18 protein-coding genes are annotated in these 19,410 nt (G+C 36.4%); 2 read left to right on the plus strand and 16 right to left on the minus strand.

The window, feature by feature from the left end:
• The 14 genes from ACJAT0_RS09020 to ACJAT0_RS09085 form a co-directional block, all read right to left on the minus strand.
• Positions 1-623: hypothetical protein (locus ACJAT0_RS09020; RefSeq protein WP_415181388.1), on the minus strand; the 623-nt coding region annotated here is incomplete at its 3' end.
• Entirely contained in the window at positions 623-1,882 is a 1,260-nt protein-coding gene (locus ACJAT0_RS09025; RefSeq protein WP_415181389.1) for an O-antigen ligase family protein, read from the minus strand. The genes ACJAT0_RS09020 and ACJAT0_RS09025, both read right to left, overlap by 1 nt.
• On the minus strand, positions 1,875-2,957 hold the full coding sequence (locus tag ACJAT0_RS09030) for an O-antigen ligase family protein (protein WP_415181390.1): 1,083 nt from the start codon (positions 2,955-2,957) through the stop codon (positions 1,875-1,877). The genes ACJAT0_RS09025 and ACJAT0_RS09030 overlap by 8 nt, the downstream gene beginning before the upstream one ends.
• A 192-nt stretch (positions 2,958-3,149) precedes the next feature.
• Positions 3,150-4,310 carry a hypothetical protein gene (locus tag ACJAT0_RS09035; protein WP_415181391.1) on the minus strand — a complete coding sequence of 387 codons (1,161 nt, stop codon included), beginning with the start codon at positions 4,308-4,310 and terminating at the stop codon, positions 3,150-3,152.
• 132 nt (positions 4,311-4,442) lie between these two features.
• Positions 4,443-5,480 (minus strand): glycosyltransferase family 4 protein, encoded by a 1,038-nt coding sequence (locus ACJAT0_RS09040; protein WP_374003013.1) that lies wholly within the window; start codon positions 5,478-5,480, stop codon positions 4,443-4,445.
• A 4-nt stretch (positions 5,481-5,484) separates the two neighbouring features.
• The gene (locus ACJAT0_RS09045; RefSeq protein WP_374003012.1) at positions 5,485-6,756 is read right to left on the minus strand and encodes an oligosaccharide flippase family protein; all 1,272 of its coding nucleotides are present in this window, start codon (positions 6,754-6,756) and stop codon (positions 5,485-5,487) included.
• A gap of 50 nt (positions 6,757-6,806) precedes the next feature.
• Positions 6,807-7,850: a GDP-L-fucose synthase family protein gene (locus ACJAT0_RS09050; RefSeq protein ID WP_415181392.1), complete on the minus strand. Its 1,044-nt coding sequence runs from the start codon at positions 7,848-7,850 to the stop codon at positions 6,807-6,809.
• Between the two features lie 65 nt (positions 7,851-7,915).
• Positions 7,916-9,043, minus strand: a complete 1,128-nt coding sequence (gene gmd, locus ACJAT0_RS09055; RefSeq protein ID WP_374003010.1) for a GDP-mannose 4,6-dehydratase — start codon at positions 9,041-9,043, stop codon at positions 7,916-7,918.
• A gap of 280 nt (positions 9,044-9,323) precedes the next feature.
• Complete coding sequence (gene rfbD, locus ACJAT0_RS09060) at positions 9,324-10,160, minus strand: dTDP-4-dehydrorhamnose reductase (RefSeq protein WP_415181393.1); 837 nt, start codon at positions 10,158-10,160, stop codon at positions 9,324-9,326.
• A gap of 18 nt (positions 10,161-10,178) precedes the next feature.
• The gene (gene rfbC, locus ACJAT0_RS09065) at positions 10,179-10,712 is read right to left on the minus strand and encodes a dTDP-4-dehydrorhamnose 3,5-epimerase (protein WP_415181394.1); all 534 of its coding nucleotides are present in this window, start codon (positions 10,710-10,712) and stop codon (positions 10,179-10,181) included.
• Complete coding sequence (locus ACJAT0_RS09070) at positions 10,713-11,741, minus strand: hypothetical protein (protein ID WP_415181395.1); 1,029 nt, start codon at positions 11,739-11,741, stop codon at positions 10,713-10,715. It abuts the gene before it with no gap.
• A 70-nt stretch (positions 11,742-11,811) separates the two neighbouring features.
• The gene (locus tag ACJAT0_RS09075) at positions 11,812-13,557 is read right to left on the minus strand and encodes a DUF6909 family protein (protein ID WP_415181396.1); all 1,746 of its coding nucleotides are present in this window, start codon (positions 13,555-13,557) and stop codon (positions 11,812-11,814) included.
• Positions 13,558-13,734: 177 nt separating this feature from the next.
• Positions 13,735-15,240 (minus strand): GH3 auxin-responsive promoter family protein, encoded by a 1,506-nt coding sequence (locus ACJAT0_RS09080; RefSeq protein WP_415181397.1) that lies wholly within the window; start codon positions 15,238-15,240, stop codon positions 13,735-13,737.
• The gene (locus ACJAT0_RS09085) at positions 15,241-16,068 is read right to left on the minus strand and encodes a M23 family metallopeptidase (protein WP_374003004.1); all 828 of its coding nucleotides are present in this window, start codon (positions 16,066-16,068) and stop codon (positions 15,241-15,243) included. It lies immediately after the preceding gene.
• Positions 16,069-16,498: 430 nt separating this feature from the next.
• Between ACJAT0_RS09085 and ACJAT0_RS09090 the strand changes: the two genes are divergently transcribed.
• Positions 16,499-16,681 (plus strand): hypothetical protein, encoded by a 183-nt coding sequence (locus ACJAT0_RS09090; RefSeq protein ID WP_415181398.1) that lies wholly within the window; start codon positions 16,499-16,501, stop codon positions 16,679-16,681.
• A 62-nt stretch (positions 16,682-16,743) separates the two neighbouring features.
• On the plus strand, positions 16,744-16,938 hold the full coding sequence (locus tag ACJAT0_RS09095) for a twin-arginine translocase TatA/TatE family subunit (RefSeq protein ID WP_374003003.1): 195 nt from the start codon (positions 16,744-16,746) through the stop codon (positions 16,936-16,938).
• A 72-nt stretch (positions 16,939-17,010) separates the two neighbouring features.
• Here the strand turns inward: ACJAT0_RS09095 and ACJAT0_RS09100 are convergent, their stop codons facing one another.
• Positions 17,011-17,997: a DUF4837 family protein gene (locus ACJAT0_RS09100; RefSeq protein WP_415181399.1), complete on the minus strand. Its 987-nt coding sequence runs from the start codon at positions 17,995-17,997 to the stop codon at positions 17,011-17,013.
• Positions 17,998-17,999: 2 nt separating this feature from the next.
• Positions 18,000-19,403, minus strand: coding sequence for a LysM peptidoglycan-binding domain-containing protein (locus ACJAT0_RS09105; protein WP_415181400.1), 1,404 nt, complete (start codon positions 19,401-19,403; stop codon positions 18,000-18,002).
• Between the last annotated feature and the right edge of the window lie 7 nt (positions 19,404-19,410).

A 19,410-nucleotide genomic window follows, 5' to 3' on the forward strand; every position in this document is an offset into this window, starting at 1 on the left:
GCTTCTAAAAGGTCAAAAATACCTTTCTCTTCCATCAAGTTACTGAGATAAACAATTCTTAATTCTTGGTAATTTTTAGATTCAAGAGTTTTGTCAGGCAAGAACAATTCATCGATAACAAAATTCTTGAGTACATAAATATCTTTTTCAAGAATAAAAGCAGAGAAGTTGAGTTTCAAAGAATCTGAAAGGACAATTCCTTTATCGGTTTTACTCATGATATACTTGAAAATAGATTTCTTTAAACCAGTAAGCATTTGATATTGTTTACCTAAAAAGTTTCCATGGATGTGTTGGATAATTTGCTTTCCCAAAAGGGAAGCAACTATTACATAAAGCGCATATTTGAATACTCCAAAGAACGTCTGTCCTGGTGTGATGTAAATGATATCGTTGCGCCACACTTTTAAGAAAAAGACTTGAAGTTTTAAGTAAAACATGATCTTTTTAAAGCTGACAGAACCCAGTTTCTCATCAAAACTACTAAAACTCGTATTGACCACATCGACCTTATAATCTGGATGTTGTTCCAGTTGCTCTACAACCACTTGGTTTGCTAATGACACTCCCGTAATAGGCAGCGGCAGTGGTCCTAAGACAAGTACTTTGATAGGCTTCAACATCACTTGAGTTCTTTTAATATTTGTTCTTGTGAGTGGTTTACCCTAGGTTTTTGTTGATTGTTTTTGCTTAAGAAATACAACAAGTTGATAAACAAGGAAAAATACAAGACTCCATTCTGTCGTTCTAAAATATTTTCTGAAAACATCACAATGCAGTAAAACACGATAATTGCTACTGTAATAAATTCACCAGACTTTAAAGATCTGTTGATATTATAGAATATAAAGGCGAGAAAAATAAGCAAGCCTAAAAAGCCTGCGTTTAAAATAAGACTGATGTACTGATTATGGGAATTATAGGAAGTTGCAGCAAGTGTTGGGTTGTATTCCTGATAACAATCAAGGAGTTCATTTTTGCCATCGCCTATTCCAAACCCAGTTAAACCTGCTTCTTGGAATTTTTTATTCCCACATTTATAAATAGTAGCTCTGATCTCTTCAGATTCTATAGCGGCGCTAATACGTTCTACCTGAAACAAATCATGAATGCGTTGTGAGGTGTCTGGAAAAAGAAATAAGGTGGCGACAAGGCTTGCTGTAAAGACCGTATAAAAAGCCCATACACGCCACATTTTATACTTTATAGCAAGTAAAGTGGCAACTAATACCAAGCCGAAAATAGGTCCTTTTTTTAATAATAAAATAAGACCTAAACAAAGTACAGAACCTATAATAATAAGAGGAATACCTGCTTTTAATAAGCGTTCTGTTCTAAGAAGATAAAAAATAAGAAGCACCGCAATCGCGTTGTACATGCTCAAATAGATGGAATGAACAGCTGGAAACCCTTCCATTCTATTCACAAAATCTGCATATTCACCAAAGGAAGAAACATCATACCCTGCGCTTAGAAATGAAGAAAATACAAAGATATTAAGCACTAAAACAGCACTTATAAACACATAAAAAAACAGCTTTAAATTTTTTATCGCATGCGTTATCAAATCTTTAGAAATAAGTGCAAAACCCAAAGGAAAAACAACCAATGCTGCAGAGATCTCTACTTTGCGCAATCCATACTCTAAGTCTTTACTATACAGTAAACTAAAAACATACATGAGGTAAAGACCAGCATTAAAAAGGAAATATTCCCATTTAAATTTAGATTTGTTTTTTATGTATTCAGTGATACAAATCACTAAAAACAAAGCAATAGAAATAATCTTTAACAATTGAGGTAAAATAGGGGTGCAAAAAACCAATACTAATGAAATTAGAAATAGCTTGTTATAGGAATATGATTTAAATAAACTATTCATTACCCTTATTGACTTTTAAAAATGGATTAGGTTGGGCGAGATGCATAAAAAAGAATAGGTTAAGAAAAAGGGCAAATAATAAAACTCCAGTCTGACGATCTAGAATATTCTCAGTGAGCATTAAAATACTGAAAAAAAGCACTAACTGCACAAACAACATGTTTTTTGAACTAATTGCCTTTACGAAGTATATTAACAATTGTATCATAAATAATAAGAGTCCTAATCCTCCTGCATAATGCCATATTCCTAAATATTGATTGTGCGCATTTTTCTTTTGTTTACTATCCTTAAAAACTATGTTGTGTTTATCTTTTAAACAGGTCGCTATCAGATCATACCCATCTCCTATTCCATAACCTGTAATTGGGCTTTGTTTAATGTCTTCCACAACACATTCATATATCGCAAATCTCATACTAGTGGAATTCTCAATATCTACTTCTTCAAAGCTAGTTTTTGCAAACACTTCTCCCAATCGAATTGATATTTTATCTTTAAAAAAGAAACTAAAGGTAATTAGAACTGATGCTAACAAAATTAATTTAGTATTCCCTATTGCCTTTCTATTCTTAAAAATGAATACAATTGCCGGCAAAATTAAAGCAATCATAACCCCTTTTCTGAATAACAGAAATAATACATATACTAAAATAATAACTCCAAGACTTAGAAACACTTTCTTAAAACCTCTATATTGATCATATATATACGGAATAAAGAATAAGGCTATCGCAAAAATCATGGAAGCATAAATAGGGTGCTGACTATATCCTTCTAGCATTCCATCAAGATAAGATAAGCTGTATTCTAGTGTTTGTTCTCCTTGATAATATCCTAAAGTCCAGAAAAAAACTACGATCATAATCGCATAAAATATAGAAGACCAAAAATAAATATGAAAAAGAAGTTTTAAATGCTTCCCGTCCCACTGTATGCGGTTTCCTAAGTAATAAAAGGCCCATGGCAATACAAACAAAGAGGTGCCAGTTTCAATCCTTTTTAACCCAATTCGCATGTTGTCCGTATACAATAAACTTATAGCATAAATCAATACTAATGATGATAGTACCATTGGAATCCAAATAGATATTTGACGGTTCGATATTGTGGTTTTTTTAAATAGTAGCAAAATAGTAGCCAAGATAATAACGACTACTGGCAATGGCTTTAACTTATTAGGAAGCAAAGGTAGCAGGCCTATAACTATCATTATGACCGTCAATATTCTTTCTTCGAACGAATTAACTTTTAATGATCGCATATTCTATGAATCAGATTTAGTGCTCTTTGGAACCTTTACAAATCTCATTTTATAAACGTATCTGCCTAAAATTTGATAAATGAAAAGAACAAAGAGAGAGTAATATAAGTATCTCATGGTCGATCTTAAATTATATTCAAAGGAGTATACCACAAAGAGGATACATAAAATAGCGATTATAAAACCAAAAACCCTATTGCCTGTTTTAAACAAAAAACGCATTTTACTTTCCATAAAGCTAAATGCTATCCCAATGAGTGTGAAAAACACCCCTGTAAATATTTTTCCCATGGAAAAAACTTCTCCATTTGCACTGTATGGCGCAAATCGATTTGCTCTTAATGTATTTGCCACATCATACCAGCCTACCCATTTACCAGGTAATGGATTCACACTTATCAAAATGGTATTCCATGTTGTAGCATCTCCAACTAGCGTTTTAGAAGTGACGAAAATGCCAAATATAAACGTGTAATATACATTGAAAACAAGTCTAGAAGTAATGTCAGTAGAGTCAGTAAAAACACTCCCTACATATGGAATTAAACCATGAGTAGATAAGGATCTTACACTCATTAGAAATGCAAGATATACAAAAGACAAAACAATATTGACACCTAAATAAAACTTCGAGAAACCCGATTTATTTCCCGATATAAATATTAATAAACTGAAGACTAATAAGTAAACTACCGCTAATCTAGAACCCGTTCCTGTAGCTATCAACATAATTAAAGCAAAATAGAAAACAGAGATCCATTTTTGGTTTTTATAAGAAACTCCGAGCATTAATACGGTAACAAAGCTTAGTAGCTTCATTAATGTAATGAAAGTAGTATTTTTCTCAATTAAATACTCTGCCCTAAAGAACAACATTTCACCATAAGAAAAAGCACATAACAAAATGATGACACACATAAAAATATGTGTCATCATTTTAAGGCTCTCTGGCAGCGCATACTGAAACTTCAAAGCACTATCAAAAGAAGAACTAAAAAGTTTACGGACTTTAGGTTTTGCAAAATCGTAATAAAGGAGCACTCCTAAACAGAAGGCACAAAGAGCTAATCCATGAAATGAAATAGCCTCTAAAAACAGTCGGTTACTTATAAAGTCAAAATTATATAATGAGATTTTATCTTCGTAAAAATAATAATAGGCCACCGTTAATGAAATACATAATGAATAGAAGATAATATATATGTAGATCGGGCTTATGAAATTAAACTTCACCACTTTAAATATCAACGCTATCTGAAATATAATAAGTACTATGTAAATCCCTATCTCCATAAGTTAATTCAAAACGGACATAAATTGGGCCGCGCTCGTTTGTGGTGTGATTTTAATTCCTTGCTCATGTGCATTTAAGCTCATTTGATTGAATTGATCTGTATCTAATCGCATGATTTTTTCCATTTTACTAATTAAATCTAAATAATTTCCTGATTTAAATTGATAACCGCTATAGCCATTGACAACAAATACGGGGGCACCTCCACAAGCATTACTGACAATTATGGGCATTCCTGCAACGGCAAACTCATGAAGTACCACTCCATAAGGCTCATAAGTGCTGGGTAATATAAAACATCCATAATTCTTAATTTCCTGAACAAGATCATCTGGTTGCATAAAGTCTTTTAAAGTTACTCCTGAATGACCTTCCAATTGTGATTTTAAACTTCCGTTCCCTATTAAGGTAATATCCCAACCCTTTTTATCTTTGATTTCTTTCCATGCCTTAAGCAATAAATCTATTCCTTTTACTGGCTCTAAACGCCCCACAAATAAAAACTTCTTAGGGTTGTTTATAGTTTCTACCGCCTTTCTTATAGAGGAAAATTTATCTACATCAGCACTATAAAAATCAAATATAATATGATTTTTATGGAACCCTAGTCTTCTGGCGAACTCATATTGCGATGGACCAGCAACCCAAATATGAGAAAAATATTTTTTTAAATGTAACCGCATGTAAATACATCCCATCCACTGCTTTAGATTGCCTATCCATTGATTATCTAACCCCGCAACTACTGGAATGCCTTTTTTACGCAATAATTTACACACTGGTAAATAACCTTTATCGTACCAATTAGGTACGTAAACAACATCTGGACAGATTTGTCTAGCTAGTTCAATTAGATCTGCTGACTCAAAAACAGAACGTTTATAATACGTAACTCCGGGAATTTTAGGAGCTACATAAGGTGTTAGTTTATTTTTATCCCAATGTACCACATGAACGACGGCCTTATAAGTAGACGTTAACTCCTTAATCACTGGGATGTTATAACCCATTAATTCCGCATATAGATATAAAACAGTCATTTTATTAGTTTATAAGGTTTTCCTCTGGCTTTTTTAGCTCTTTGCGATACAAAAAAGCTGCTGCTAACACTAATAGAAATTCTGTAGTGACCACAGCTATTACAGTACCCTCAATTTTATAGATAGGTACAATTATCAAACTTAAAAGTGCATTAAATATTCCTGCAGCAATCATAATTTTCATCAATTTTTTAAATTGCTTAGTAGCTGGCAAGTACAATACATTATAAAGCATATTTAATCCAGAGAATAAGGCAATTGAGCTCATGATTTTAAATAAATAAGCATTCTCTACTATTTGCGGGTCTTTAAATAATAAGTCTAAAATCCACTCTCCCAAAATTATGAATACGAGAGAAACAAGCACACCTAAAACCGTTACCACCAGCAGTAATTTCTTCATCAATTGATTCATCTCTTTGCCAGATTTCCTAGACATGTATGGGTAAACAGATTGATAAATAGGAATAAACATATTCTTAGATGCTAAAATAAGCTTTTCAAAAGCAGCATAAATTCCAACCATAGCATCTCCACCGAATATACCTAACAGAAAAGTATTCAACGATGTGTATAAAGAGGCTGCTAGATTAGAGACAAACATGTGTGAGCTTTCCTTATAAAATGATAAACCCTCATAAAAGTCTGGCTTTTGCCAAGTCACGTATTTTAAACTTAGAATCAGACTCAAAATTCCAGCAATTATAAATCCTATTGAATTGAACAATGGAACTTGAATATAATCATCGGGAGAGTTAATAAAAAAGAAAAGTAACACTGTAAAAATAACTTTTGCGACAACGTTTACTACAGTTATCAACCGCATCTTTTCTATTCCTTGAAAAAACCAAACTGGAAAAATAGCTTGGCCTATTACAACACCGTAACTCAATAAATATAGTTCCCAATGGATTCTAAATTTATCAAAAGAAAAAACTAGAGTTACAAGCAAAAGAAAACACAAAAAAACCAATGCTAAACGGGCCCAAAAAACTCTAAAATAAACTTCAGAAAAGTCCTTCCCTTCAGTTTTAAGAATAGCAATTTCTCTTGTCGCAGTGATGTTAAAGCCAAAATCTGTTATCAATACAAAAAACACCATTAAAGATTGAGCAAACATTACTAGTCCAAATTTTTGTAAACCCAACTGATGCTCTAAAAAGGGAATAATAAGTAAGGGTAGTAAGTAGTTCAAACCTTGGAGAACAACTAAAGCCCCATAGTTCTTTGCCACCGTTTTTTCTTCTCCAGAAAGTTTTTTAGAAAGCTTACTCATACCATGATTAGATTGCCTTGATCAACGTTAAAATAGCTGTTTTAGTGCGCTTAAGAGTTCAAATAAGCCCTGTACATCATCTCCACTCCTTTTTCAAGACCTACCTCGTGTTTCCAACCCAGTTTATGGAGCTTGGATACATCCGTTAATTTGCGTGGGGTACCGTCTGGTTTTGAGGCGTCCCAATCGAGAGTTCCTCGATAACCTACGGTGACTTTTATCATCTCAGCTAGGTCTTTGATAGCGATGTCTTCTCCAGTTCCTATGTTGAGGTGTGTGTTTTTAATATCTTTATCCGTTCCTTTTACCTCCTTGAAATCGACATTTTCCATAAGGTAAACACAAGCTTTTGCCATGTCGTGAGACCATAGAAACTCCCGTTTAGGAGTACCTGTTCCCCATAAAGCGATGCTGTTTTCTGTAATGCCATTTTTTTGTAATTCCGCTTTCGCGAAAGCGTAACTATCCACACCTAAATCCTCACATAAAGCTTGCTCATTGCCTTCCATCAATAACTTGCCTAGATGCATTTTACGAATCAATGCCGGTAGTACATGAGATTTTTGTAAATCAAAATTATCGTTGGGACCATACAAATTGGTAGGCATGACCGAAATGAAGTTGGTGCCGTATTGTAAATTATAGCTCTCGCACATCTTGATCCCCGCAATTTTTGCAATGGCATAAGGTTCGTTAGTATATTCTAAAGGCCCGGTAAGCAAACTGTCTTCTGACATAGGTTGTGGCGCCATTTTAGGATAAATACAAGTGCTTCCTAAGAACAATAATTTCTTCACTCCATTCAAATAACTCTGATGTATCACATTATTCTGAATCATCAAGTTTTTATAAATAAAATCGGCTCTGTAGGTGTTGTTTGCCACAATACCACCTACACTAGCTGCTGCCAGAAATACATATTCTGGTTTTTCGGTCGCAAAAAATTGAGCGGTAGCTTGTTGATTGGTTAAATCAAGCTCCTTATGGGTGCGTCTTACAAAGTTAGAATAACCCAATTCTTTTAACTCGGCTACAATAGCGCTTCCTACCAGGCCGCGGTGTCCAGCGATGTATATTTTGGCAGTTTTATTCATGTGCTTTTGTTATTAGAACTTTAAAAAAAGATATTCCCTTTCCTCTAAAAGGGCAAAGGATAAGCTTACTCATAGTAGTTGTTAATCCTATAACCCCCTTTTTTTAGATATTCTTCTCGGGACATAAGATGCAAATCGCTTTCCATCATCTCGTTTACTAATTCTTGAAGGGCTATTTCTGGAACCCAACCTAATTTTTCTTTGGCTTTTGTAGCGTCCCCTATCAATAAATCTACCTCTGTAGGGCGAAAGTACCTTGGATCGACCGCTACCACTTCTTTACCTATTTCTAGCTGGTACTCTGAGTTGGAACAAGAGGTTACCGTTCCTTTCTCTTCCACACCTTCACCTGTAAACGCCAACTCTATTCCTATATATTGAAAAGCCATACGTACAAAGTCACGCACACTGGTAGTCGTTCCTGTGGCAATCACCCAATCTTCAGCTTCATCGTGTTGTAAAATCATCCACATCATGCGCACGTAATCTTTCGCATGTCCCCAATCGCGTTTTGCGTCTAGGTTTCCTAAATAGACTTTGTCTTGAAGACCTTTTACGATCTTAGAGGTCGCACGGGTGATTTTTCGAGTTACAAATGTCTCTCCACGTACCGGAGATTCATGATTAAAAAGAATTCCGTTACAAGCAAACATACCATAAGCTTCCCGGTAATTCACCGTTGCCCAATACGCATACATTTTTGCTACCGCATAAGGACTGCGCGGATAAAATGGGGTGGTTTCTGATTGTGGTATTTCTTGCACTTTACCATACAATTCTGATGTAGAAGCTTGATAAATCTTCGTCTTCTTCTCCAGCCCTAATATTCTTACCGATTCTAAAATACGCAAAGCTCCTATGCCATCTGCATTTGCGGTGTATTCTGGCATTTCAAAAGAAACTTGTACGTGAGACATAGCTGCAAGGTTATAAATCTCGTCTGGCTGTGTTTCCTTGATGATTCTAGTCAAGTTTGTCGTATCTGTAAGATCGCCATAATGCAATTTGAATTTTACATTAGTCTCATGCGGGTCTTGATATAAATGATCGATGCGATCAGTGTTGAATAGAGAAGCACGGCGTTTGATACCGTGTACTTCATAACCTTTTTTTAATAAAAACTCACTTAAATAGGCGCCATCTTGACCGGTAACTCCAGTGATTAAGGCTACTTTATGATGCTGTACAGACATATTATTTTTGTAAAGCTGTAAAAATACGGTTTCCTTAGGAATTGTTGTGGTCTCGCTTTTGCGAAAGCGTGATAAAAACAAGCTTTTTCGCTTTCACGTCTCTCTTTACCTTACGCATTCCAAACACCTCTAAAAAGAGCTTAGATTCTACACTTCTATGGAGAAATCATAAAGAAATCCACATAAACTTGACCATGGCTTATACTTATCAAAAGGAATTTTAAAGCCCCTTTTTTCTATTCCGCATTTTCTAGAATGACAAAACAGAGTAATAAGAGCTTCACTGATGTTGATGTACTGCCACAACTCCATCTAAGCCTTCTTCAACAGTAGGGATTTTATAACCGAAGACCTCTTCAGTCCTGTGGCAGTCCATCACACTATAAGCGGGTCGTTTTGCAGCTGTTTTAAAGTCGGCTACTGGAGTTATTTTTTTACCTAAATCCAACTTGTTATTGATGGCTTGTGCAAAATCAAACCAAGTCCAAGCTCCTTGATTGGTAAAATGATAGGCTCCATAAGCTGTAGGATCGTTTTTAAGAACGTGATGTATAAAAGCAGCTACATCTAGAGCACTGGTAGGAGAACCGGTTTGAGAGTCGACTATGTTCAATTCTTTGATCTCTGTTCCAGCCACCCATTTAAAGAAGTTCTTGCCGTGTGGTGCGTACAGCCACGAAACTCTAAAAATATAATGTTTGCCATCTATTTGAGCAATGGCCTTTTCTCCTGCAAGTTTACTCGCGCCATACACATTTATAGGATCTGTTTCTTGATCAATCACGTATGGAGTTGCCGCATCGCCTTTAAAAACATAGTCTGTAGAAAAATGAATGAATGTAGCCTTGTATTGTTTTGAGATTTGCGCCATTTTTTGAACAGCAAGCGCGTTTATTTTGAAAGCTTTTTCTTCTTCAGTTTCTGCTAAGTCCACCGCTGTGTAGGCCGCGCAATTTATGATGTAATCTGGCCGTATATTTTTGACCTTTTGATCCAATTGAAAACTACAGCTAATATCCAGTTCCTTACTTGAAAAACAGAAGAGTTCTTGTTCTTGCAAGGCTGCTTTTATCGCAGTTCCCAACATGCCATTTGCACCGGTAATAAGAATTTTCAAAACGGTAAGATTTAGTGGTTATTTGAGAAATCCCAATTTCTCGTCTTTTTCTGAAAGAATCATATCTTCTTCGGGCAGTTGCCAGTCTATGGCTAATTGTGGATCGTCATAACGCAAGCCTAGTTCCATATCTGGTTGGTACGTATTATCTATTTGATAATTCACAATCGCCGTTTCTGAGAGTACGGAGAAGCCGTGTAAAAACCCTCTAGGAACGAGTAGTTGTTTGTGGTTATCACCTGATAACTCTAGCGTAAAATGCTTTAAGTAAGTAGGTGAGCCTGGTCTAAAATCCACGGCAACGTCTAGAATACGACCTTGAACGCATCTCACTAATTTAGCTTGACCGGCATCCCCTTTTTGCATGTGTAAGCCTCTTAAAACACCGTAAGATGAGGTGCTTTCATTGGTGGTTATAAAAGGTTTTTGAAAAGGTAAGGCAGCCGTAAATGCATAATTATCAAATACTACAACAAATTTACCTCGTGCGTCTGGAAATACTGCTGGCTCTATAATCTTACAATCTAAAAGTGATGTATCGCGTATTTTCATTTAGATTTTATAAGACTTTAAAAACCTTAAGACAATTGGCATTAAAGCAATTAACAGTCCGAGCCCAAAGAAAATAAAGGCTCCTTTCATTGTTAGATACTGCTTTTCTATGGTTCCTTGTTTTACAAAGTAAGAACTGATATTGACGGTGTTATCAAAACTGTATTTATCTTCTCTTTCCTCCTTTAATTTATCTAAAGTAGAAGCTTTTTGATTAAATAAATCATTGTAGGCATTTGAGTTTCTTTGGTCACCCATATACACGTTTGTACTGGCTTGACTTTGAGAATCAGTTGATTTTATAGCCATTTGATACGCATTAAATAAAGAATCAATCTCCGTCAACTGGTATTCTAGACTCGTAATATTGAATGTATTGGTCTCGATACTAGATAATCGCAATCCCTTGATTACGGGATTATCTTCTACTTGTATCGCATAAGTAGCCGCTTTTCCAAGTGCTTTTTTATCCGTGCCAGAGATTTGCACCGTATAATATTCATAATCTATAACTCTTTTAGCAGCTTTAAAACCTTCAAAAGTGAAATTTTCTAACGCCATTGTATCAGAAGAGCGAGCGAATGTATCATACTCCATAAGAAGCTCCGTGTCACTAAAATCTGGTTTGATTCCAAAACTTTTAAGTTTCTCTGCCTCTGACGCATTGATTCCTAATTCTTTGGCTAAGTTTAAAAAGTCCTCCTGATATACTAACGAGTTATAGTGTTCAAGATTAGAAATTAATTGAGCCGCACTTTGAAAATTGGGTTGCACTCTTAACTGAGCAGTAAATGTTTTTTTTGATTCTCGACTGAGGTAATTACCTAAAACGCCACCCAGTAAAAAAAATATTCCTAACAGAATAACATGACTCTTAATAAATATTAGAGTCAACACGAAGAAATGAGCAATTCCTATAAAGAAGCTCCCTATTGCTTTGAACAGGTTTTTAAATCCATTGCTGATCCACACAAAAACAGGCACTAAATCTACCTCTTGTTCTTGATTATTGTTAGGTTGGTTGTCCATAAAATTCTTTTTGTCAAGTCTTCAAATATATTGGTTTACTTCTAATTATTTCAACGAGTTATCTTTTAGACTATTCCTCTGTTTCCAGCTCTTGCTCTGTTACTGGTTCTACTTTGATACTATTCTCCATAATTTGTTCTAATATCTTTTCTGTAATCACATAAACGGGCTTAACGCCTATGAGCCCTAATCCGCCACTAGCTAAGGTATGACCCGTTTTTAAGGGATTGTCACTCGCATAGTAAGCATAACGTACTTTTACTTTTTTACGTATACTGCGTCTTACTCTAGAGGCTGCTTGTATGGCTTTTTGATAATGTGCGCCTTCCATTTCAAGCCCTATGACTTTCCAGCTGGAGTTATAGAAAAATTCTAACAGGTCTTTATTTTGTAACGATGTTCCTAAAACAGTCACCATAGATCCTGTCACCACTTTAATGTCGTCACATTCTAGGTCTTTCTTGGAAAGTCTGTTTTTAAAAGGATAATTATCTGCAGTTCCTTCAAAAACGTGCGCGTCTGGTACCATAATATCGCCTTTATCACCTTCTAAAATTCCTGCCTTACCCATCACATTAATGGATTTTACGTTCATTTGGTGCGTTTTTCCGTGCTCATCTTTAAATGGTTTCAACAACTCATCCATAGTTTCATAAGCTTGCTCTCCAAAAGCATAATCCATGACTATAAGTACTGGTTTTGTGCTGGTCTCGCTTTCGCGAAAGCGTGCATCACAAAAATCTACCTTACTAAATTCAGAAGATGCAAGATCAAAAATCTGAACGTTGATATTGGTACCGCTTTTATCTTTAAGCTCGCTCATTCCATTAACGAGCGCATGTTTTTTAACCAAATCCCGGTTTTTCTTACCACTATCATTGCTCAATTCTGCAAAGACTTCCATGCGGCTTCTCTTTTCCATCTGAGAAGCCAAGGCTTTAGGACCGTAAAGCGAGTTCATTACACTATGCAAATTGGCACTAATAATATGCAGCGGTCTTTCAAAAAGTCCTTTTTCTACCAAATGTTTTTTGATGCGCAATGCCCAGACGTCACCATGAATATGATGCCCTAGTCGCTCTCTTAAAACTGGAGAAAAGGTAACCAAACGTTTTTCTTCATCGAGAACTTCTTGTTTGGCAAGTTTTCCTAAATGATAGATGACACTCAAAAACCTATTAGGGTTTGCTGGGGTAGCAAATTCTGTATACACAGAGGTTACCTCATCAAAAGTGCGGCCTAATATATTTGCTACGTGTGTAATAGCAACTTCTTTCTCTTCCTGACTTAATTTTTTCTTTGATACGGCAATTTCCAGACATTTCCAGTCTCTAGTGGTATTTCCAATGTCTCCCACAATCACTTGTTTCATGATCTTATGCGACTCTATCATCAAAAAAGTAAGGTGCGTTAGGATATCATAAATCTCAGATCTACCTCGAGTCACCTCAATATTCATTTGCTGGCTGTCTATGCGATAGCAGTTGCGACGTCTCTTTTTAGGAACAATTGCTTTAAAATGAGAGCCTTCATATCCTTCATCACTAGTAAGATTAATGTAGGTACATTCTTCTATGCCTACTGGTAATCTGTCCATTACATAAAGCAACCCGCTTAATTCTATTTTGTCCTCTGCAATAGAACCATAGATCTCTGGTCTTATAGTAAGCAAGGATTCTCTTAAAGATTCACCACTAATACCCATAGGCTTATAAAAACCTCTATTAAATAGGTGTCGCATGGTGATATACATGCGCTCAATGGCATTGGTGCTTTCTTGAGCTCTGGTGCGTGGTTCTACGTTGATTATAGGCATAAATGTTCTTTCGATGCAAAGATAATGTTATTAAGTCGCAGTTTACAGTCGCAGAATTTAGTTTTTAGTTTGGAGCTCTAGCTACAACGAGATATAGCCACAGTGCTCCGATTGCGTTTGTAGTTCTCCATCACAGTGAAAAAATGAATGAGGTATTTGATATACTCAAAACAATTTCTAAGATTCTAAAATAATCTTCTCCATAATATCTGCCATTTTACGGTCATTAGAAAGTCTGGGAAGTTTATTTTGCCCACCAAGTTTACCAATAGTTTTCATATACTCTTTAAAACCGTTTGCTGGTACCGGGGTGATTTTTAAAGGTTGGAGGATTTTTCCAGTTATTAAATCGTCGTAATAGGCGTTTTGCTTTCTCATTTGAAGATCTAGCACTTGCGATAATTGTTGGAGGTCTAGATCTGGATGATGACCAAATTCCACAAACCACTCGTGATAAGGCAGCGCGCTATCAGATGGATTTAATTGTGGAGCTACGGTAAATTCATTGATGATGATGTGCAACTCGTTAGAAGCGGCTTTTATAGCTTCTTCTACTTCTTTACCGATTACATGCTCTCCACTGGCGCTTATATAATGTTTGATGCGACCGGTTACCGTTACTCGATAGGGACTGGTGTTGGTAAAAGCAATGGTGTCTCCTATATTATAGGCCCACAATCCTGCTGAGGTAGAGATAATCATCACATAATTGATTCCTATTTCTACTTCTCCTATGGTGAATCTCGGTGCGTTTTCCTCTTGAAACTGATTTGCTGGAATAAACTCGTAGAAAATACCTGCATCGAGCAGCAAGAGCATTCCTTTCTCCTTTTGCTTGTCTTGATACGCAAAAAATCCTTCACTGGCTGGGAAAAGTTCGATACTGTCCACTTTGCGACCTATAAGCTGATGAAATTTTGCCCGATAAGGCTCAAAATTAACACCTCCGTAAATAAATAGATTAAAATCTGGAAACACCTCACCTACTCGCTTACCTGTGCGCTGTGCAATGCGCTCAAAATACATTTGTACCCAACTGGGGATTCCAGAAATAACGCTCATTTTTTCTGGTAAGGTCTCGTCGATAACTGCTTCTACTTTTGCTTCCCAATCTTCCATACAGTTGGTTTTCATAGAGGGCAATCTATTTTTCTGTAGGTAATTAGGAACATAATGAGCTACAATACCGCTCAATCTGCCGAGTTGAATGCCGTTTTTGGTCTCCATTTCTGGACTTCCTTGAAGAAATATCATTTTACCATCTACAAATTGTGAGTTCCCCGTTTCATGGATGTAACTTAAAATCGCATTACGTGCTGCTTTGATGTGTTCTGGCATTGACTCCTTAGTTAAAGGAATGTATTTTGCTCCACTGGTTGTTCCAGAGGTTTTGGCAAAATAAAGTGGCTTTCCTGGCCATAGAATGTCCTGCTCTCCTGCCACAACTCGATCCACAAACGGGCGTAGCTGTTCGTAATCTCTTACGGGAACGTTCTTTATGAAGTCTTTGTGTGTTTTGATACTGGAAAAGGAGTGCGCTTTTGCGAAAGCGGTTCCTCCAGCCGTTTTTAATAAATATTTAAAAACTCTGTCTTGTGAACCTACAGGATCTGTAACCCATTTTTTAGTTTTTCTATCAATGATTGTGGCAAAAACTTTTGCAGCGATTGACTTTAATGACATTTACTCAAAATTGATAAAGTTAGTAGGGTCTAATGGATAGCCGTCGCTCCAGATTTCAAAATGTAGGTGCGGCCCAGTGGTCAATTCACCCGTATTTCCCACGCTAGCGATTACTTCTCCTGCGAGAACCTTATCGTTTTGCTCTTTGTTAAGGTTTCCTGCGTGCTTATAAACAGTAATAAGTCCATAAGCGTGCTCTAGAAGCATGGTGTATCCAGTCTCTACACTCCAACTAGCAAAAACCACCGTGCCGTCTGCTGCCGCTTTAATAGGCGTTCCAGATGCCGCTGCTACGTCTACCGCATAATGTTTGATCTCTGTATCATAGTTTCCAGAAACAATTCCTTTTACTGGAGGAAAGAAAACTAGGTTCGTTTTAGCCTTTGCTCCAGTAATAACACTGTAACGATCTGCTTGTGCTACTTCTTCTCTAAGCAAACTGTCTTCCTTAATGGGTGTAAGATCTGGTAGTGCTAAGTTTGTTTCTACATTTGCAACACTGTCAATGCGCGCGTATTCTTCTGAAGTAATATCTCCATTAAGAAGCATTTTAATCCGCCCATAAAATTCTTGATTAATACGAGCTACTTGTCTTAAGGAGTCCGTTTTTTTAGTGAGTTCTATCGCTATTTTCTTAGTGGTAACGTCAGCATATCCGGGGATATACTCTCTGATGGGTGTAAATGCTATAAGTATAGTAGTTGCTGCTATCAACAAAACAGCGCTTATAAAAGTCAATACAAATACATTAAGCCTGTTTAATTTAAAACTAAAACGCTCTTCAAAGGTATCGTCATTAAGCACCACCATTCGATACTGATGAGTCAACTTGCTTTTTTGGTTTTTATTTTTTCTTGCCATTATAAACTAACATGAAACAAATATAATTAGTTTTTTAGGTATCAGGTAGGAAGTGATGCTTATATTTTCCGGCTGTCTTTTTTAGAGAATTATAGACTAAAGTTACAAATGAGTATCTGTTTGATTGCTTTGCTCTTAAAGTTACTGACTGAAGACAAAAGACTATAATACCACTTATATTTAACCTGCCAGCTATTGGTCCTTTTGCGGTCTAACTCTAATGAAGAAGCGGTCACTTACTATTTTACCTGCTTTACATATTTCAACTAAACATAGCGAAAGAACCACTTAAATTCTTGATTCCTAGCAGGTTTATAAAAATTTCCGTGCAGCAATCACTCTTATCTTTTACTCTACAGAGCAACTGATTCTGAACTTCACGAGAAAATGATGCCGTTTGATCTCCATTATACGCACTCTAGGGCTTCATATTATGATTTTCACTAGAGGCGATCTACTGGAATTGTTAAAGTACAAAGAACCGCAAACCATTGGGAATATGTGGTGTGCGTATACCTCCATACGTTTTGTAGAAAACCCAAACTTCCAAACCTATCAAAATGCCTCTGTCAAAGATTAACAGCCTAGATAGGTGTTGTTATATGGCTTGTTGTATATTTGTCCTCTATTAAAGAGCAAATCATGATAGCAAATTTCTTTTTGGCAATGCCAGGTTTATGGAGTATTATTCTCATAGTAGTTGTGATACTTCTCATCTTTGGAGGTAAAAAAATACCGGAATTGATGCGAGGTTTAGGTGGCGGTATCAAAGAATTTAAGGACGCTTCCAAAGAAGAAGATCCTAAAAAAGACGATGCCACGAACCTAGACAAGTAGTTGTCGTATCAAAATCAAAAAACCCGCATCATTTTAAAAATGATGCGGATTTTTTATGGGTTAAAGTTTGTCTTACTCTTTCTTCTTTTCCAAAAAATGAACACTCTTCAAAATCGCTTCTATCTCAAATAAATAGTCGCGCTGCTTGCTGCTAGGAGCACTCACATAACCTTCTATAATCAACCAGTTGTCTTTTTGTTTATTGTAAATCGCATAGTTGACAAAAGGTCCTGCAACAAACATGTCTTTGATTTCCCAAGTTCCCTTAGTTTCAAAAGCAAATTTTCCATCGATTTGACTTTCATTTACATAAGGAGAGAAAGCAGGTTCTGTCTGGAAAGGACCGCCATCTGTTAAGATCTTTGCCTTACCTATAGAATCACGCACCTTTACAATATCTAAAACAGTACTGTCGCTGCGTTTGATCCTATTGCGATCTACTTCATAGATCATTATATCCATCGTGCCCTCTTTGATATCTCTACGCAACCAGAAAAAATTATTGTCTAACTCACCATTATAAGTAGCAAAACGATAGGCACGTGGGACGATGATCTCAAAGCCAAAACGGTCTTTCAACCTGTCGGTATTCAAAGCTACTTTGTCCATAAGATACTGCTTGCGAGCTACCTCTCCTGTGTTGAAAATAGCGATCATGTCATCGGCATTTTCTGAAATGACTCTAGCGATGTCTTTTTTATCTTTTCCTCTTACCACAACTCCTAACTGTGGGTTTGCGTACAAATCTTTCTTCACACTCACACCGCTGCTGTCTGATTTCTTTAAGAACAAATAATTACGGGATTTTTTAAGCCTTCCCTCAAAAGCACTAGGCTTCACATGGTTAAGAGTAAACATGGGCTCTTCTCTTACAATACCATCTAATGGTCTAGCAAACTCTTTTCTCACGGCATCACCTAGCGGTCCATCCCAGTCGCTGTTTTCTATAACTATCAGTATGTCATTCAACCTTCCTGAGCTGTCTTGAACTACGACTACTTTATCATCACAACTTATAAAAGCAAGACCTACAGCAAGAATTAGATATAATTTATTCATATTTACTTTAATTTTAAGGTGGCACCTACTTTAAGGTTATCTGAAGCAGTAGGATTCATTTTGCGTATGCCTGCAATAGATATGCCATATTTATTAGCTATTTTCCACAAACTGTCACCGCTTTTTATATGATAGATAGCAGGTGTTTTACCCGTTGAGGAGCTCGATTGTATAACTGGATTTCTGGAATGAATGTAGAGCTTTTGCCCTATACGCAAGTTATTGCTCCTTAGGTTATTCCATCTCATTATCTGACTTACTCTTACGTTGTATGTATTGGCTATTTTACCTAGATAATCACCATTTTTCACTCGATATACGGTTCGGCTTTGTGCTTTAAAAAGTTCTGGAAGTGGTTTTTCAATTTTTTCAAATTCCGCTTTCGCGAAAGCGTACACAGCAGCTTCATTACTCACAAATTTTGCCGCATCACGTACCGGCAATCGCAAATTATAATTTTTTCCCTTCACTACTGGAATAATATCCAGCTTATAAGAAGGATTGTGAAACTGTATGACCTCCAGATCTTGGTCTGTAAATTGAGCCACATGTTCTAAAGAAATCATTCTTTTTACTCGAATCGTATCGGTAGCAATAGTTTTAAAAGTCGTTTGTTGCGGCTCAAAACCGTGCTCAGGCGCATATTTAAAAAGATACATCATCGCTTGAAAAGCTGGGACATAACCAGCCGTTTCTCGCGGAAGATAAGGTCTGATATTCCAATAATTCTTATACCCACCACTGCGACGTATCGCTTTATTTACATTCCCTGGACCAGAATTGTAAGCGGCTAAAACCAAATCCCAATCTCCATAGATTCTATAGAGACTGCGCATAAATTTACAAGCTGCTTGCGTTGATTTTATAGGATCCATGCGCTCATCTACATAAGAGTTCACTTCTAAGTCAAAACTGCGACCCGTAGTAAACATGAACTGCCACAATCCAGTTGCTCCTACGCGGCTCTTGATACGGGGCTCTAAGGCGCTTTCAATCACTGCGAGATACTTCATCTCCAGCGGTATGTCATACTGATCTAAATACGGCTCAAATAAGGGAAAATAATAATCACTCAGTGTCATCAAGCGTTCCATATAAACACGCTGGTAACTGAGCTTTTTATTGATCAGTTTTTCTAAAATAGGATTGTAATCAATTTGAAAAGGAGTGCTTTCGTTAATGGTCGCCAGTCGTGCTTTGAGCGTATCCGTTGGAAGCGTTTGTTTTACCGTTTCACTATAATCCATTTGCACAATTTCTTTATACATATAATCATATAAGTCATTGTTATAAAGCTCCTTAAGAAGTTTTTTATCCAGCTCATCTACTATTGGATATACTTTTAATGGAATTCCTGAAAGAGTCGTGTCCCGAGAGATTTCCTGAATAGGAATTTCTAGTACCACACCTGTT

The organism is Nonlabens sp. (assembly GCF_047636915.1).
In the GTDB taxonomy this organism is placed as follows: Bacteria; Bacteroidota; Bacteroidia; order Flavobacteriales; family Flavobacteriaceae; genus Nonlabens.

Excerpts from the sequence above, each read along its gene's own strand:
- ACJAT0_RS09025 (WP_415181389.1), bottom strand. The coding sequence starts at position 1,882 with ATGAATAGTTTATTTAAATCATATTCCTATAACAAGCTATTTCTAATT.
- ACJAT0_RS09030 (WP_415181390.1), bottom strand. The coding sequence starts at position 2,957 with ATGGTACTATCATCATTAGTATTGATTTATGCTATAAGTTTATTGTAT.
- ACJAT0_RS09040 (WP_374003013.1), bottom strand. The coding sequence starts at position 5,480 with ATGACTGTTTTATATCTATATGCGGAATTAATGGGTTATAACATCCCA.
- ACJAT0_RS09045 (WP_374003012.1), bottom strand. The coding sequence starts at position 6,756 with ATGAGTAAGCTTTCTAAAAAACTTTCTGGAGAAGAAAAAACGGTGGCA.
- ACJAT0_RS09050 (WP_415181392.1), bottom strand. The coding sequence starts at position 7,850 with ATGAATAAAACTGCCAAAATATACATCGCTGGACACCGCGGCCTGGTA.
- gmd (WP_374003010.1), bottom strand. The coding sequence starts at position 9,043 with ATGTCTGTACAGCATCATAAAGTAGCCTTAATCACTGGAGTTACCGGT.
- rfbC (WP_415181394.1), bottom strand. The coding sequence starts at position 10,712 with ATGAAAATACGCGATACATCACTTTTAGATTGTAAGATTATAGAGCCA.
- ACJAT0_RS09070 (WP_415181395.1), bottom strand. The coding sequence starts at position 11,741 with ATGGACAACCAACCTAACAATAATCAAGAACAAGAGGTAGATTTAGTG.
- ACJAT0_RS09075 (WP_415181396.1), bottom strand. The coding sequence starts at position 13,557 with ATGCCTATAATCAACGTAGAACCACGCACCAGAGCTCAAGAAAGCACC.
- ACJAT0_RS09080 (WP_415181397.1), bottom strand. The coding sequence starts at position 15,240 with ATGTCATTAAAGTCAATCGCTGCAAAAGTTTTTGCCACAATCATTGAT.
- ACJAT0_RS09095 (WP_374003003.1), top strand. The coding sequence starts at position 16,744 with ATGATAGCAAATTTCTTTTTGGCAATGCCAGGTTTATGGAGTATTATT.
- ACJAT0_RS09100 (WP_415181399.1), bottom strand. The coding sequence starts at position 17,997 with ATGAATAAATTATATCTAATTCTTGCTGTAGGTCTTGCTTTTATAAGT.